Annotated in this window: 10 protein-coding genes; 6 read left to right on the top strand and 4 right to left on the bottom strand. The window is 49.8% G+C overall.

What is annotated here, in order from left to right:
* Positions 1-63: 63 nt before the first annotated feature.
* Positions 64-2,499, bottom strand: a complete 2,436-nt coding sequence (pcrA, locus tag IQ260_RS06525) for a DNA helicase PcrA (RefSeq protein ID WP_322744911.1) — start codon at positions 2,497-2,499, stop codon at positions 64-66.
* Between pcrA and IQ260_RS06520 the strand changes: the two genes are divergently transcribed.
* The gene (locus IQ260_RS06520) at positions 2,498-3,331 is read left to right on the top strand and encodes an SDR family oxidoreductase (RefSeq protein WP_193991969.1); all 834 of its coding nucleotides are present in this window, start codon (positions 2,498-2,500) and stop codon (positions 3,329-3,331) included. The genes pcrA and IQ260_RS06520 overlap by 2 nt on opposite strands.
* Positions 3,332-3,432: 101 nt before the next feature.
* Positions 3,433-5,439, top strand: coding sequence for a lipoxygenase family protein (locus IQ260_RS06515; RefSeq protein ID WP_228015639.1), 2,007 nt, complete (start codon positions 3,433-3,435; stop codon positions 5,437-5,439).
* A gap of 74 nt (positions 5,440-5,513) precedes the next feature.
* Here IQ260_RS06515 and IQ260_RS06510 read toward each other — a convergent pair whose 3' ends face one another.
* From IQ260_RS06510 to IQ260_RS06500, 3 genes are all read right to left on the bottom strand, one after another.
* Positions 5,514-7,886, bottom strand: coding sequence for a CHAT domain-containing protein (locus tag IQ260_RS06510; RefSeq protein WP_193991967.1), 2,373 nt, complete (start codon positions 7,884-7,886; stop codon positions 5,514-5,516).
* Positions 7,883-10,729, bottom strand: a complete 2,847-nt coding sequence (locus IQ260_RS06505; protein WP_193991965.1) for a two-partner secretion domain-containing protein — start codon at positions 10,727-10,729, stop codon at positions 7,883-7,885. The genes IQ260_RS06510 and IQ260_RS06505 overlap by 4 nt, the downstream gene beginning before the upstream one ends.
* Positions 10,730-10,983: 254 nt before the next feature.
* Positions 10,984-11,505 carry a hypothetical protein gene (locus IQ260_RS06500; protein WP_193991963.1) on the bottom strand — a complete coding sequence of 174 codons (522 nt, stop codon included), beginning with the start codon at positions 11,503-11,505 and terminating at the stop codon, positions 10,984-10,986.
* A gap of 408 nt (positions 11,506-11,913) precedes the next feature.
* Here IQ260_RS06500 and IQ260_RS06495 point away from each other — a divergent pair, with 408 nt between their 5' ends.
* The 4 genes from IQ260_RS06495 (at position 11,914) to IQ260_RS06480 (ending at position 15,237) form a co-directional block, all read left to right on the top strand.
* Complete coding sequence (locus tag IQ260_RS06495) at positions 11,914-12,222, top strand: hypothetical protein (RefSeq protein ID WP_193991961.1); 309 nt, start codon at positions 11,914-11,916, stop codon at positions 12,220-12,222.
* 243 nt (positions 12,223-12,465) lie between these two features.
* Positions 12,466-13,509, top strand: a complete 1,044-nt coding sequence (locus tag IQ260_RS06490; protein ID WP_193991959.1) for a fatty acid desaturase — start codon at positions 12,466-12,468, stop codon at positions 13,507-13,509.
* 451 nt (positions 13,510-13,960) lie between these two features.
* Positions 13,961-14,161, top strand: coding sequence for a hypothetical protein (locus tag IQ260_RS06485; RefSeq protein WP_193991957.1), 201 nt, complete (start codon positions 13,961-13,963; stop codon positions 14,159-14,161).
* Positions 14,162-14,379: 218 nt separating this feature from the next.
* On the top strand, positions 14,380-15,237 hold the full coding sequence (locus IQ260_RS06480) for a WecB/TagA/CpsF family glycosyltransferase (RefSeq protein ID WP_193991955.1): 858 nt from the start codon (positions 14,380-14,382) through the stop codon (positions 15,235-15,237).
* Positions 15,238-15,353: the final 116 nt, after the last annotated feature.

Here is a 15,353-nt window from a genome sequence, read left to right as displayed (position 1 = left end):
TAGTCTTCGATTTCAAAGGTCGAGCTATCAGCGTTCTAAAATATTGAGCTTATAAAATTAAGATCAAATTCGCGTTAGTGTCGCCACCCTTGGATCAATAATCTTTTTACCTAGTCCGGGAAACTTAACTGCCAGACAAATTTTATTGCCAGCACCGAAAATGTGGGTAATAGTACCTTCCCCAAAGGCATTGTGGATAACCTTTTCACCCACGCCCCAATCATCTTCGTGGCTGCCTGGTTTCTGCACCTTAGGTTCAGGATTCTTTAGCTTGGCTGTTCGCTTAGGAGTTGCCTGCAGCCTGGGCAAAGCAGTAGCTGTATTCGCTAGGATATAGTCTTCGGGTAGCTCGCCTAGAAACATCGAAGGCGTGGCAATCTCTCGCATGTTGCCATAAAGACGACGTTCGCGGGCATAGGTCAAAAACAATCGCTCTTGGGCACGGGTAATACCCACATAGCAGAGGCGACGTTCTTCTTCGATGGCGGCGGCATCATCCAAAGAGCGAAAGCTGGGAAATAGCCCCTGTTCCATACCCACCACAAATACCACTGGAAACTCTAGCCCCTTTGAGGAATGTAGCGTCATCAAAGAAACCGCATTTCCTTGCTTGTCATCGTCCATGTCTGAGTTGAGGGCAGCGCTAGCTAAAAATGTCAGTAGGGTCGCCTCTTCGTTTTCTTCCTCAAACTGAATGACGGCGTTATATAGCTCGTTTACGTTTTGGATGCGGTCGAGATCTTCGTCAGTGCCTTTATCTTTGAGAGCCCTAATGTAGCCTGAGTCCTCGATCACTTCTTGCACCAGCTCTGAAGCAGGCATGGTTTCTACTTTTTGCTGCCAGCCTTGGATCATTTTGGCAAAGCCCATCACCGCTTTGCTAGAGCGACCTGCTAGGGTCTTAACAGATGTTTCGTCTGACAAGATTTCCCATAGGGGCATACCTAATTCCCCGGAGGCTTTTTCTAAGTTATCCATGGTGGTTTTACCAATGCCACGCCGGGGAGTATTAATGGACCGCTTGAGGCTGATGGTGTCTGCAGGGTTAGCAATTAACCGCAGATAGGACAGCACGTCCTTAATCTCTCGCCGATCGTAGAACTTAAGCCCCCCTACAACTTTATGGGGCACGCTGTACCGGGTGAGGACTTCCTCAAAGGAACGGGACTGGGCGTTGGTACGGTAAAGAATGGAAAAGTCTCCCCATTTTAGCTCAGGATTCTTTTCCATGAGAATGCGAATCTGGCCGACAACATAGTCGGCTTCTACTCTCTCATCATCGGCTTTGTAGCAGAAGATGGATTCTCCTGTACCCCGTGTAGCACGGAGTACTTTGTCAATCCGCTCGGTATTGTTTTCGATTAGATGGTTAGCTACTTCGAGAATATTCGCGGTGGAGCGATAGTTCTCTTCTAGCTTCACCATGGTGCGGGTGTCGTCGTCCGATAGACCATCCCCAAAGTCACTCTGGAAGTTCATCAGAATGGTGAAGTCAGCAGCGCGGAAAGAGTAAATGGACTGGTCGGCGTCGCCCACGACAAAAATAGACCGCTGATTCCAATCATCAAATATTTTGGTGGTTGGGGCGTTGTTAGTGGCGAGCAGCCGCAACAGATCGTACTGGGTGCGGTTGGTGTCCTGATATTCGTCCACCAACATATGGCGAAAGCGTCGGTGCCAGTAATCTAGCACCTGTTCATTTTGTTGAAATAGCAGGACGGGAATGCGGATCAGGTCATCGAAGTCGAGGGCGTTATTCTGGGCCAGTCCTTTTTGGTAATGGCGATAGACATCGGCAATGACTCGTCCTTTAAAAGTGGGGTTTTCTTTTTCGTATTCGTCGGGGTCAAAGCCCTGGTTTTTGGCATTACTGACAGCATAACGAACAGAGCGCGGGTTAAATTTGCGATCGTCCAGGTTGAGGGTGGTGGTGACAATATTTTTGATTAAACTCTGGGCATCGGATTCGTCAAAGATGGTAAAGGCTTTGGTCCAACGGTGACCGGCACGACTTTGGTATTTTTCGATGTCAAAGCGTAAAATCCGTGAGCAGAGGGCATGGAAGGTGCCAATCCACAGGTCTTTGATAAAGGTTTTGTAGACGTAGGAGCGCAGCTGGGTTTGTTCGTATTCGGGGAGCAGGTGCAGGGGCTTGCTGTGACGCCCCAGGGCTTCTTGCTCGGCAAACAGGCGTTCGATGCGGGCCTTCATTTCCTTGGCAGCCTTGTTGGTAAAGGTGACTGCCAGGATATTTTCGGGATCGACGCGATGGTTGAGGATTAGATTGGCAATGCGGTAGGTGAGGGCGCGGGTTTTGCCGGATCCGGCTCCGGCAACCACCAGCAGGGGTCCACAGAAATGTTCGACGCCCTGACGCTGGGCGGCGTTGAGCTGACTGAGGAAATCGGAGGTGGTCATTGGGGGCGAGGGAGGCTTTCCGGTAGGGTATTGGATGACTAAATCAACCAGTATTCCAATGTAGCGGATAGGAGCGGGCATGGCCGAAAAGACAGGGGAAAAGGTGACGATTATTGGCTGTGGTTATGTGGGCAAAGAGGTGGCGCGTCTGTGGCGGCAGCAGGGTCTGACGGTTACGGCAACGACCACTAGCCCAGAGCGGGTAGAAGAGTTACAAACTGTGGCGGATCGAGTCCGGGTGCTCAAGGGTACGGATCTAGAAGACCTGCAGGACTGTCTGTTGGATCAGCAAAGGGTACTGGTCTGTGTCGGGTCAAAGCGAGGAGCCAACTACGAAGAAACCTATTTGAGCACTGCGAAAACGCTGGCGGAGGTGTTGCCCAATACCCAGGTGCAGCAGCTGATCTATACGAGTACCTATTCGGTCTATGGCCAGCACCACGGCGCGGTGGTGACTGAAGCAACAGCGGTGCAACCGGCGACGGCCAATGGTGAGGTGATTGCGGCGACGGAGCAAACGCTGCTGGGGTTGTCGGGGCTAAAGGTATGTGTGTTGCGCCTGGGAGGGATTTACGGTCCAGGACGCACCTTGGCAAGAATCTATGGGCGGGCAGCCGGACAGACGCGCCCGGGCAACGGCGGCGAGTGGGCCAACTGGATTCACCGCAGTGATATTGTGGGGGCCATTGAGTTTGCGCGATCGCACTCCCTCTCGGGCATCTACAACCTGGTCCAGGACGAGATTCCCACGGTTAGGGACTTGATTGAGCGGGTGTGCGATCGCAACCACCTAGCCCCCGTCCAATGGGACCCATCGCAGCCCAGCGCCCGGCCCTACAACGCCAAAGTATCCAACGCCAAAATCAAAGCCGCCGGCTACCAGCTTGCCCATCCCAACTTTTTTGAAAACTAACGCTCCAAACCCTCTAAAAATTAGATATCAGAAGAAATCTAGACTTTTATCTAGCTTTTCTGCCAAGTAACGACGTTGGGCGAAGGGGCGACTACCATTAGATGTTGCTTTGCGATGAACTCATGGTTCCTTCACTGCCCCAAAACGATCCTAACGGTACCGCACGTCATGCAGCGTTAGAAGAGCAGCGTCAGCACTATCAATACGACCCCACCAAGCTACCCGGTGTGGCCATGGCGCAACAGGTAGCTGAGCATGAACAGTCCTTTAGCAAATTTAAATGGATTCAAGACGCCGTTTCGTTACTGCTGAGGGTTAGCACCAACCAGCGGCTGCAAGAAATCAACGAGCGGGGCGTGCAACTCTGTTCTGCCGTTCGTCTAGTCAGTACAATTTGGCTTTACAACCTGCTCAACGATCCGGGTAAGGCTAACTTTTTGCAGCGTCTGCTAGCCAGGATTCAGTTCTTTATTCAGCGACGGTTTCAACCCAAAACTCGCGAGACAGCCGCTGAAAAAATTGAAGTCGAACTCCAAGCCGATACCGAGTTTATAGCCAAAAGCGTAACCGAGCTGGCCAAAATTGTCAGTGCCCCCACCGCCCATGTCACGGACCTGCAACCAGCTAGCTCAGAACCCTTAGGGGACAGTTTGCTGGACTATCAGACTTATTTCAAACCCTACGACGACCTGTTTCAGCTGATCTACCTGCCCTGCATTCGTCACTCCTTTGACCAAGACAGCGACTTTGCCGCGCAACGGGTGGCCGGGGCTAATCCCCTGGTAATTGTACAAGTCACCACCCTGCCCGATAAATTTCCTGTCACCGAGGCTCAGTATAAAGCCGTCATGGGAGACCAGGATTCCCTGGCAAAAGCCGGGTCAGCAGGCCGTCTTTATTTAGCTGATTATGACGTTCTAGAGGGGGTGAAAACGGGCAAGGTGGCGGATACACAGAAATATCTGTGGGCTCCCCTGGCTCTATTTGCGGTACCGGCGGGAGACTCTGAGGTGCGATCGCTCGTGCCCGTGGCCATTCAATGTAGCCAGAAACCGGGCGAACCCATTTTTACCCCACCGCCACCGGGTACCCCCCAGTCTCAAAAATGGTCCTGGCTAATGGCTAAAACCATCGTCCAAATCGCCGATGGTAACTACCATGAGCTTATTTCTCACCTGGGTCGCACCCATTTACTGCTCGAAGCGTTTATCCTCGCCACCTATCAGCAGCTTGCCCCCAACCATCCCATCAATGTGCTGTTAACGCCCCACTTTGAAGGCACCTTATTTATCAATGAATTGGCCCTGCGAGGACTGATCAATCCAGGCGGCACCGTCGACAAGGTGCTGGGGGGAACGATTGAAGAATCCCTGCGGATTTCGGCCCAGGGCGTCAAGGGCTACCCCTTTAGCTTTAATCAGTCAATGATTCCTAAAACCTTTGCCAGCAGGGGTGTGGACAATCCTGAGCAGCTCCCCGACTATCCCTACCGAGATGATGCCCTACTGATTTGGGACGCCATTCACCAGTGGGTATCGGCCTATTTAAAACTCTACTATGACAGCGATCAAGCCGTGGGCCAGGACACAGAACTCCAGAACTGGCTAGCTGATTTACTAGACCCGAAAAAAGGCGGTCTCTCGGATGTAGGCGAATCTTCACCAGACCAGGCTACCCCAGGTATTTACACCCTGGGATACCTGATCGATGCAATCACCCTGCTAGTCTTTACCGGCAGCGCCCAGCACGCCGCCGTCAACTTTCCCCAATCGACCCTGATGACCTATGCCCCCAATATGCCCCTGGCTGGCTACCGTCCAGCACCTGGCACCGCCGCCACGGTGCAAGATTATTTGGATTTGCTGCCCACACTAGACCAGGCCGAAATCCAAATGAACATGACCTACCCCCTCGGTTCGCTCTACTACACTCGTCTGGGTGAGTATGACGACGGCTACTTTGAGGACCCTCAGGTCAAAGCTCCGCTGCAGGCATTTCAAAAGCGTCTCAGGGACATTGAGATTGAAATTGACGATAGAAATGCCGTCAGACCTACGCCCTACGAATATTTGCACCCGGCCAATATTCCCCAAAGCACCAATATTTAAAACCTCAACCAACCTGGTAGAGGCGTTCCATAGAACGCCTCTACAAATGTCTCTTTGCCACCACCCTGCGGCCCCTAGCCAGGGGCTCCGATCAGGGTAAATGCGGCCCAAGAGCCGGGGTCAGGATATTTTTTTTGCGTATCCAACATGGCTAATCTGAGGGCTTGGGCTTTATCGTTGCCTGCTTGTAGATAGTCGTAGAAGCGCACCATCAGGGTGGCGGTGGAATCATCGGGGACGGACCAGAGGGAGACGATGACGCTGGGGGCTCCGGCTGTCATGAGTGAGCGGGCCAGGCCAATGACGCCGTCACCACTGAGCTGACCAAGGCCAGTGTCACAGGCACTGAGTACGACTAAATCAGCGTTAAGGTTAAATTCTGAGAGTTCTGCAGCCGTTAGCAGACCGTTGTGGCTGGGATCGGGTGCAAGGGCAATGGCTCCAGGGATATCGCTGATGCCTGAGTCTTGGGGATTGCCGTATTCCAGTAGACCATGGGTGGCCATGTGAATTAGCTGGGCGGCTTCGATATGCTGGCGGACGGTGCTTTCTGTGGCAGCGGAGCCGAGGAGAGGTTGGGTTTTGAGTTGGGTTGCGATCTCATCTGCCTCCCACTGCGCCTCTGGTAAATCCGATAATGCGATTTTTTCACCGGCCTTGGCATTCCAGACCTCAGGCATCACCGGATTACCCACCACTAAGGCTTGGTCGGGGTTTAAATCCGATAGGACAACAGGCTCTCTGGACTGACGTAGCTGATGGCTCAGATCCAATACTTGAATGGACGGTGCGGTCAGCACCGTATGATTCGCAATCAGGTAATTATCGTCGGCATCCATTAGAGCTGGAAAGGGTACTAAAAACAGTTCACCTTGAGGGATAAAAACAACCCGCGCATGTGGATCAGTCGGTAACATCTCCTGAATCGGGTCAATTAACAGGCGATAAAGTTGTTTAAGCGCATAATTTGTTTGGGCAGGCTCTGTAAAAACAACATTAATGTTAGCTCGATTTCTTGCACCAATATTAATACGCGATATTTTAATCAGATTTTCTAAAACAATCCCTGCGTCATCAAGTGGTTGCCGATAGAAACTAAAATCACCGGCTGGCGTGACAACCCAAATGTACAGTTCGCCTGCATTACCCCGCTCCTTACCCTGATGAATTACATCATCTTTTGGAATAATTGAATACTCTACCAACGTTGCATTTTGGGTTTTAGCAATTTGCTGGATCTGTTGTAGATTTGGCGGTGTCGGTGCAATATTCATCTGTTCTGAGAACAAAGTCAAAAACGCTCTAGAACGTCCCTGTTCAGACATTTCAAGGGCAGCCTCTGGCTGCTGTTGGGCCATTAAAACCTGCTGCAGTAAGTTATAGGTATTAACTTGAATATCAAACAGAGATATGCGATTAGCATCCGTATTTAAATCATTGCGAGCATCCTCTAAAATAGCGATTGCCTGCTGCAGGTTGTGTTCTGCCTCTGCTAATTTTTCTGAGTCAACTGTCTGACGAGATAAAGCCCGTTCCCAGGCAAGTAATGTGTGAGCCCGATTATTCAATGCCTTTGCGGCTGAGCGTTTTGCGTGAATCTCGTTAAATATGGATAATCCCTGATCGTAGTACGCTAAGGCAGTTTCATAGTTGAGCATCCCTTCGTTAACCAATCCGATCCCAGAGAGAGCTTCTGCCTCTAGCCAGCGATCTTCAGCTGCACGGGATAGCTTTAAGCTTTGCTGGTAGTGGCTAATCGCCTTCTCATAATCCTGTTGCCAAACATAATAAATTGTAGCGAGATTAATTAATGCATAGGCAGTCGTTGTGGTATTACCTAATTTCCCGAGAATACTAATTGAGTCTTCATAGCGATTAATTGCTTCTCGGTGTTGCCCCTGATCCAAATAAATAGATCCTAGATTGATGAGCGAAACCGCTTCTCGGTGTGGATCATTTAAATCTTGGGCGATTTTTAAGCTTTTGAGCTGATACTCTTCTGCTAGCTCAAATTGACCAATTAAAGCATAGGCATTACCTAAGTTTCCTAAGACTCGGCGCGCAGACTGTACATTGTTAAGCGCTTGTTGAATCACTAACGATTGCTGATAGTAAGTAATTGCTGTTGCATACTGCCCCAATGCTCTGTGGACCATGCCTAGCTCGTTAAGGATATTGCCTTCTGCCTGACGATTATCTTGCTCACGATAGAGCTGTAAAGATCTTTGCCAGGTCTGACGAGCTAACTCAAACTGGCCTGTTTTATAGTAATTGACGCCTTCTTGCTCTAATTGGGCTGCCAGCTGTTCCGACTCTACTTTGAACTGAGTAGTGCTTAATGTCAGCCAAGGCGATGGCATCTCTATGAAATCAACAAGCAGGTAACCTGTTAATTCAGCAGATACTAAAGATACCAACCCCAAAACCAAAGCAGAAACAAAGCTCATGGCTCAGAAGACCTAAAATCAACCTGACATTCCTCGGGTACGAAAGCCGTTACATCTAGCAATGCAGTGGAGAAGAATATTTGACATGTGTTATCAGACTCATCAGCATCTGAGTTAGCGGTTTCTGATTCAGAATCTGCGTCTGTATTTGATTGTTCTTCTTGTTCCTGCTCCTGCTCCTGCTCCTGCTCCTGCTCCTGCTCCTGCTCCTGTTCTTCTTGTTCCTGTTCCTGCTCCTGTTCCTGCTCCTGCTCCTGTTCCTGTTCCTGTTCCTGCTCCTGTTCCTGTTCTTCTTGTTCCTGCTCCTGTTCCTGTTCCTGTTCCTGTTCTTCCCGCTCTTGCTCTTCCCGCTCCTGCCGTTCTCGCTCCTGCCGTTCTCGCTCCTGCCGTTCCCGCTCCTGCCGTTCCCGCTCCTGCCGCTCCCGCTCCTGCCGCTCCCGCTCCTGCCGCTCCCGTTCTAGCCGCTCCCGTTCTAGCCGCTCCCGTTCTAGCCGTTCCCGTTCTAGCCGTTCCCGTTCTAGCCGTTCCCGCTCCAGTCGCTCCCGTTCTAGTCGCTCCCGCTCCAGTCGTTCCCGTTCTAGCCGCTCTCGTTCTAGCCGCTCCCTGATTCCTTCTTTTTCTTGAAAGTCAATAGAAATCCTATCGTCAAAGTTTCCATCGCCATTATTATCAACATCAGAACTTACAGTTGGTTCATCAATGTATATGGCTTGTACACTACCATTGCCATTTTTGGAGACAATAGCGCCTCTACTACCACTCTGGTTCGATTGAAAACCATTAAACTCAGGATCGTTAGCGAAAAATAATGCTATCTCTTCGGTAACACCTGCCGGAGAAACTTGTTCGTTGCTGTCATTAACGGTGATGGCCCCAACGACAAATTCACCTGCTGTTCCATAGGTAACTTTAATCTCTCCTCCTTGCAGAATTGTATCATTTCCGATCTCTACAAGATTGGCAACTGAAATCAGGCTCACAGGACCACTAATATTCTCCCCTGACGTGATAGTGTTGGTTGCCCTAAAAATATTGTTTGCATCGATAGTAATGTTGCCACCTTGACTATCGCCACTGCTATCGATATAGCCAACAATGACATTGACATCTGTGGCAGTGAGATCAACATCACCACCCTCAGTTTCAATATCTCCTATAACAATGCTAGCCCCTGAAATAGTAATATCTCTCCCTTGAGTCTCAATAAGAAATCCATCAGGAGCTACTAATGTGTCCTCAGTGGTTGATGGCCCCACTAAAAAGGAACCTTGACCATCACCTTGACCACCATTACTACCGGCATCAGCTGTAAAGGTTACGCTGCCGCTGCCTGCCTGAAACGTAAGTTTTCCATCACTCAGGCTCTCAATTACAATATTATTCTCTGCTTCTAAAACAATGTTTCCATCTAGACTCTCTAGCTTGGTTTCAGAAATCGTAAAAGTGTCGCCAGGGCCATCGGCCAACAAAATTCGACCATCATCCAGTTCTGTATCCTGAGCACCTCCATTCCCGGCAACGACACGGATATTAAGAGGATCTAATAAAAGGGTTCCTGTCTCTCCCCGACTGCTGAGTAAATTGACATTACCTCTATAGATCAGCGTATCTTTGCCCGATACCTCAGCAAAGCCGCCATCCCCAGCTCCTTGCCCCCCTCGACTACTGATATCTCCATAAAAACTCGTTTGGTCATTTGCCCAGAGGATCACGTATCCTCCATCACCACTCGTCAGGGCATCGGCATTAATCACAGAACCTTCGCTAACATAGGTTCGTTCTGCATTTGGCACATTATCCTGTCCCTGATAACCACCGCCAACGCGAACATTGCCTCCACCCAGATCCCCAGATGCAACAATCTCAGCATCCACCAGGGCGACCTGATTGCCCAACACAGCGACATCGCCACCAGTTTCTCCACCAACATCAATTGCCCCTGCTACTACCGTTAACTCAGGCAAATTTGGAATAGTTGTGTTTGTATTTACCAGGATAATTGAACCATCATCCTGCGCCACTAATGACGGTTCACCAATGGTTTCAGAGGCCCCTGTTAATAACGCCGGTAAATCAACCGGAGAAAACCCGACGGGAACTGAACTGCTCAAGGTTGTCGGCAACGTTGTTAACGTTAGGCTCAAAAGGCTGTTTTCTTGGCTAATGGTTACCTGAGCGTTACCAGACACAGATACTACAGTTGTACTACCTTCAGGCGAGTTAAGGGTGCCTGTATTGATGACACTACCCCCCAGCAGGGTGATATGTTCGCCAATATCAACGGATAAATCGCCCTCATTGACAATAGTGCCTGCCGTATTACCGGCAAATGTAAAGGTACTAGGGGTGCCTAGCAGCTGTGCATAATCATTGCTGCTGAGGGTATTAAACCAATCATCGCCAAACCCCAGACCAGTAGCAGTGGTCGCCGTGAACGAACCCCCTAAATTGAGTGTGGCATTTTGACCAAAGACAATACCGGCCGGATTCACCAAATACAAATTGGCATCGCTACCCGACACCTGTAGCATCCCATCAATATAGGAAGCTCCACCAACCACGCTGCCCAGAACATTGTTTACCGCTGGAGCTGTGATAAAGTTCGCGCTTTGACCTGTTGTTAAACCAAACTGATTAAAACTGTGGAAGAGGTTGGTGCCATCCCCCGACAATGCCCCACCGGTAATATTGAACTGATTTCCGGTTTGACTAGCAGTAGTCCCCGTTCCTGTAGTACCGATATCCGGCTGGATCATTTGGGCAAGCGCTGCCTGCGATAAACCAGCCATTAAGCCAAGGCTAAGACTTGGGAACAACATCCATCGGTAACGAGATGCCATCATGACCTACTCCCACTATTTCTAAGCAACCGAACGTTCCCGACTCACGGGTCAGCTAGATTTTTGGCAAGTGCTCAAGCCATTTCTGGCTGGTAGTCACAACCCCGCTGGCCGATCAATCGATGTAAGTATGCTGATAATCAGCAATCAAAAAACAGGAAATGTCCGTAATTACACCGGAATAATAAGTTATTCCTGAAAGAAAAATATTGTCATTGCTATAGATCTCAATAAATATTAGGAGTTAGCAACGATGACTACTGAATTTCAGCGTTGATCACCGATTGATCCCGAGGTCCCAAAATGACGTTTAGAGGGCGCTGATTTGCATGGGCTTTAACTGCCTGGCGATAAACTTTAGAGCTAGTGGGTAAGGTAACCGTCTGACCGGCTTGATCAAATGTGAACTGATAGTCGACGGATTTAATCAGTTCAGGCACTTCTGGCTGCTCGCTGTCGTTCTGGCGGACTTCGACGTCGTCAACCGTGGGTTTAGGGGGTAATGCAGGCCACCACAAACCGGCTTCATCGGGTCCGGTAACCGCCAGACCAGGACGTACGCCATTCTGATTGGCCAGGGAAACGGAGGCAAACTTTTCGAGACGGGTGTCGTTGGGGCGATCGCGACCGTCATCGCGGTTATAGCGGACCTGCCAGGTGTAGGTAACCGTGGCGGTGGCACTGTAGTCGGTGGTGGCAAAGTTGGTGGTAACGGGTTCGCAGGCTGCGATCGCAACCACACACCCCAGCAGGCCTAGATAGCGTCTGGCTAGCTCCATCGCATCTCAATCTCGGTACAACTGCCTATCGTATCAAGCAAACTCATTATCCACTCCCTAGAACTATCCCCAAAACTATCTACGTAATAATCCGCAGTAAGCAGGCGTACATACAGGCAAAACAAACGTATTGCATCCCCAGCGACACGGATGCGTTTGATATTTTTGGCAGCTTATTATCAATAGAGCCTTAAGAAAACCTGAAGAAAATCTAGAATTCTATGGATAGTAATTTGACTCGTGCGTTGCGAACAATGGTATCTGCCTATGGTTGGAGAGCAGTTCTAGCTGAGTTGGCTCAGCTCTCAATTGACCACGGCAAGCATACAAACGCAGATTTACTATTACAAGTCTCTTCCGAGCTGTCCAGAACGCAACAAGTATAAAAACAAACAGATGCTACTAAAGATGGCCGTGCCCACAATAGTCCAACGACTGGCATTGCTAGGTTTGAGTCTGGCATTGACCGCTGGCCTAACGCCAGCAGCCCAGGCAGCCCCCCTGTGTCGCACGGTGGCTGACCACCAGGTATGCGTGGTAAAAATCACCCGCAGCGCTAAATACTACTGGGAATATCGAGCCGTCGTTGAAATCGATCACAAACGGCGGCCCATGGGTCGCTATAACTGCCGTACCCACGCTTATGTCAGCCGCGAGGGGAAACAGACTCCCAATGATATTGCCACCCAGGTAATCTGCTCCTTTTTTAAGCAATAAGTCCCCTATGGCCCAACAAAAACCCACACCATAGTAGAATCTAAACAATTTGTTACGCAGCCCTAATAAATCTTAAGCAGAGCTGCCTGCCCCATGGGGGCTTAGTCCGGCGCATGATAGGCCAATTCCGGCTGTAGTGCGTTTTTTTGTGCCGTTATCAGGGTAGTTAGCAGGCTACCCACCCAGCCCCTGGGCGTTAGTGGGTAACGGCGACTGTGTTCTATTCAGAGTATGGAAAAATCTATGACCGCAACACTTGGTAGGGTATCAACCGATCGGCTCGAGTCCATGGCCAATGTCACCCTTAGGGATGTGATTCAGACTATCCCTAAGGAATGTTTTGAGAAAAATGCTCGTAAGGCATGGCAACAGGTGGCTCTGAGCATTGTGATGACAATTGTGGGGTATGCTGCGATCGCACTATCACCCTGGTTTTTGCTACCCATTGCCTGGTTTTTTGCAGGCACCGCCCTCACCGGCTGGTTTGTCGTTGGTCACGACTGTGGTCATCGCTCCTTTGCCAAAAGACGCTGGGTCAACGACCTGGTGGGCCATATCGCCTTTTTGCCGCTGATCTACCCGTTTCATCCCTGGCGACTGCTCCATGACCACCACCATCGCCACACCAACAAGCAGGAAGTCGATAATGCCTGGCATCCCTGGTATGTCGAAACATTTACATCAGAAAATAAGCTCATGCAAACAGCCTACTGGCTGATGCGTGGTCGGGTTTGGTGGCTCGCCTCGGTTATCCACTGGGCCGGCATTCACTTTGATCTCAGTAACTTCTCCGAACGGGATAAAGGTAAGGCTAAAATTTCCATCGCGGCTGTGGTTATCTTTGCCGCCGTTGTCTTTCCCACCATGATTGCCACCCTAGGCGTATGGGGCTGGGTGAAGTTCTGGCTAATGCCTTGGTTGGGCTATCACTTCTGGATGAGTACCTTTACCCTGGTACACCACACAGCACCCGACATTCAGTTTCGCCCCGTCGAAACTTGGAATGAGGTTGAGTCACAGCTAGGAGGCACCGTCCACTGCGACTATCCCAAGTGGATCGAAGTCCTGTGCCACGACATTAGTGTCCATGTGCCCCACCACATTTCCACGGGTATTCCATCCTATAACCTGCGTCAGGCTCACCAAAGTCTGAAAGCCGCCTGGGGTGATCGCGTCCGCATTCGCGAAGAAAAGTTTACTTGGAACTTTATGCGCGGCATTGTCGATCACTGCCATCTGTACCACGCAGAAACTGCCTACGTACCCTTCAAATCGATTAGGCGATAGCCCACGCCGCTCCAGTCGGCAATAACCCGTTAGGCCCTGGCAGTTGCCGGGGCCTTTTTGCTGCGGGCCGCTCACCCTTGAAATTTATCAGTACTTTACAAAAAGAGTCATACTCAGCTCGGTAATGTCAGGAAAACTGTAAAAATATATGTAGTTTAAAAATTTGGTCGTTGGGCTGGACAGTTAAAAAACTGTCTAATCTGTGATCTAACTGCGAAATTAAAGTTACAGCCACCCTCCGTGAAACCTTGCAAATATTCGCGATTCTTCGTCAATTGACAAAAATAGGGTGTCGAAATGTTACCTAATACGTAGACGCGGTTAGCGGTTGCTTAGACCGCAAAAACAGACACTTAGTCAAATTTGCGTATGAAGATCTAGTTAAATTGGCCGATGCTTTTTGCCTTTGATCAAAAGACTATATAGAAGCAGTTCCCTAATCTACGTACGCATGTGGATAATAAGCACGATTTTAGAAAATGGTGATTTAGAAGATGCGATCGCAAAAGCCATCGCGATGAATGCTAAGCGGCCCAGCTACCTGCCTCCCCAAGGATTTTTGCTGTCAGTACTGGCACGCATCAGCGCTCAGCCAGTAGAGATGCCAGGTGTTATTGATGTCAATGTGATTGAGAGTAGTTACCCCTCTTGAGAGCCCGTCCCATCAGATTGCATAAACGGTCTACAGCAGTGCTGCGTTTACCACTCGAATCCATGCTCTTGACTTTCTATATTTTTTATCCTGAAAACCCCTGTGTCTCTGAAGATGCGGGGGTTTTAGTTTGCTCTGGCTAACGCCCAGATGGGCCACCGGGTGACATTTGGCTGTGACTAGGGAACATTCTAATCAGACTACTTTCCTTATTTCCCATGAGTCAGCAGGTTCTGCCCAGACCCACCCCTTCTGAATATAAACGTCTGTTTCGTGTTGCTGTTTTAACCTCTACAGCAGCCGGAATGCTCGCACGACAGCGGACAAGGCTGCGGGAACGGGTAGAAATTTTAGGGGTGGAAATTGACAATGTTTCCCAGCGTCAGTTTTTATCCGAACTGACCAAGGGTGTGATATTCACTCCCAACGTGGATCACCTGATGAAACTGCAAGACAACCACGAATTTCGTGACGCCTATCGCCAGGCAGACTATAAGGTATGCGACAGTCAGATTTTGATGTATGCGTCAAAGTTGTTGGGCAAACCCCTAAAAGCAAAAATTTCGGGGTCTGATTTACTGCCATTGTTCTGCGACTATCATAAAAACCACCCGGAGATTACTCTCTTTTTGCTGGGGGGGGCTGCAGGTGTGGCGAAACAGGCCCAGGCTAATATCAATGCTAAAATCGGGCGCAATATCGTCATAGCGGCCCATTCTCCGTCCTTTGGCTTTGAAAAGGATGAAGCGGAATGTCAGGCCATTATTAACATTGTGAATGCTTCTGGTGCCACTGTTCTGGCGGTGGGTGTGGGCGCACCTAAACAGGAATTGTGGATTGCAAAATATCGTAGCCAAATGCCAGGGGTAAAAATCTTTATGGCGGTGGGGGCGGCCCTTGACTTTGAGGCGGGGAACAAACCCAGGGCTCCCCAGTTTTGGAGTAACCTGGGTCTGGAGTGGATGTATCGCTTGCTATCTGAGCCCAGACGACTGTGGAAGCGTTATTTGTTGGATGATTTACCGTTTTTTATGCTGTTGTTAAAACAGAAGCTAAAACAGCTTTCTGAGAAATAAGGGTAAGCATTCCCTGAGCGGAGTCGTTGGCATAGCCTTCCCGGAGGGACTAGCCATGGTGTATACACATCTAGAAGGTTGAACTGGAAAGTGGCTCTAACTCCTGCATTACCCCT

This window comes from Leptolyngbya cf. ectocarpi LEGE 11479 (genome assembly GCF_015207065.1).
Classification (GTDB): Bacteria; Cyanobacteriota; Cyanobacteriia; order Phormidesmidales; family Phormidesmidaceae; genus Leptothoe; species Leptothoe ectocarpi.
This window is presented reverse-complemented; position numbering and strand designations above follow the sequence as displayed.

Excerpts from the sequence above, each read along its gene's own strand:
- IQ260_RS06510 (WP_193991967.1), bottom strand. The coding sequence starts at position 7,886 with ATGAGCTTTGTTTCTGCTTTGGTTTTGGGGTTGGTATCTTTAGTATCT.
- IQ260_RS06495 (WP_193991961.1), top strand. The coding sequence starts at position 11,914 with ATGGCCGTGCCCACAATAGTCCAACGACTGGCATTGCTAGGTTTGAGT.
- IQ260_RS06515 (WP_228015639.1), top strand. The coding sequence starts at position 3,433 with ATGTTGCTTTGCGATGAACTCATGGTTCCTTCACTGCCCCAAAACGAT.
- IQ260_RS06480 (WP_193991955.1), top strand. The coding sequence starts at position 14,380 with ATGAGTCAGCAGGTTCTGCCCAGACCCACCCCTTCTGAATATAAACGT.
- IQ260_RS06490 (WP_193991959.1), top strand. The coding sequence starts at position 12,466 with ATGACCGCAACACTTGGTAGGGTATCAACCGATCGGCTCGAGTCCATG.
- pcrA (WP_322744911.1), bottom strand. The coding sequence starts at position 2,499 with ATGCCCGCTCCTATCCGCTACATTGGAATACTGGTTGATTTAGTCATC.
- IQ260_RS06520 (WP_193991969.1), top strand. The coding sequence starts at position 2,498 with ATGGCCGAAAAGACAGGGGAAAAGGTGACGATTATTGGCTGTGGTTAT.
- IQ260_RS06505 (WP_193991965.1), bottom strand. The coding sequence starts at position 10,729 with ATGATGGCATCTCGTTACCGATGGATGTTGTTCCCAAGTCTTAGCCTT.
- IQ260_RS06500 (WP_193991963.1), bottom strand. The coding sequence starts at position 11,505 with ATGGAGCTAGCCAGACGCTATCTAGGCCTGCTGGGGTGTGTGGTTGCG.
- IQ260_RS06485 (WP_193991957.1), top strand. The coding sequence starts at position 13,961 with ATGTGGATAATAAGCACGATTTTAGAAAATGGTGATTTAGAAGATGCG.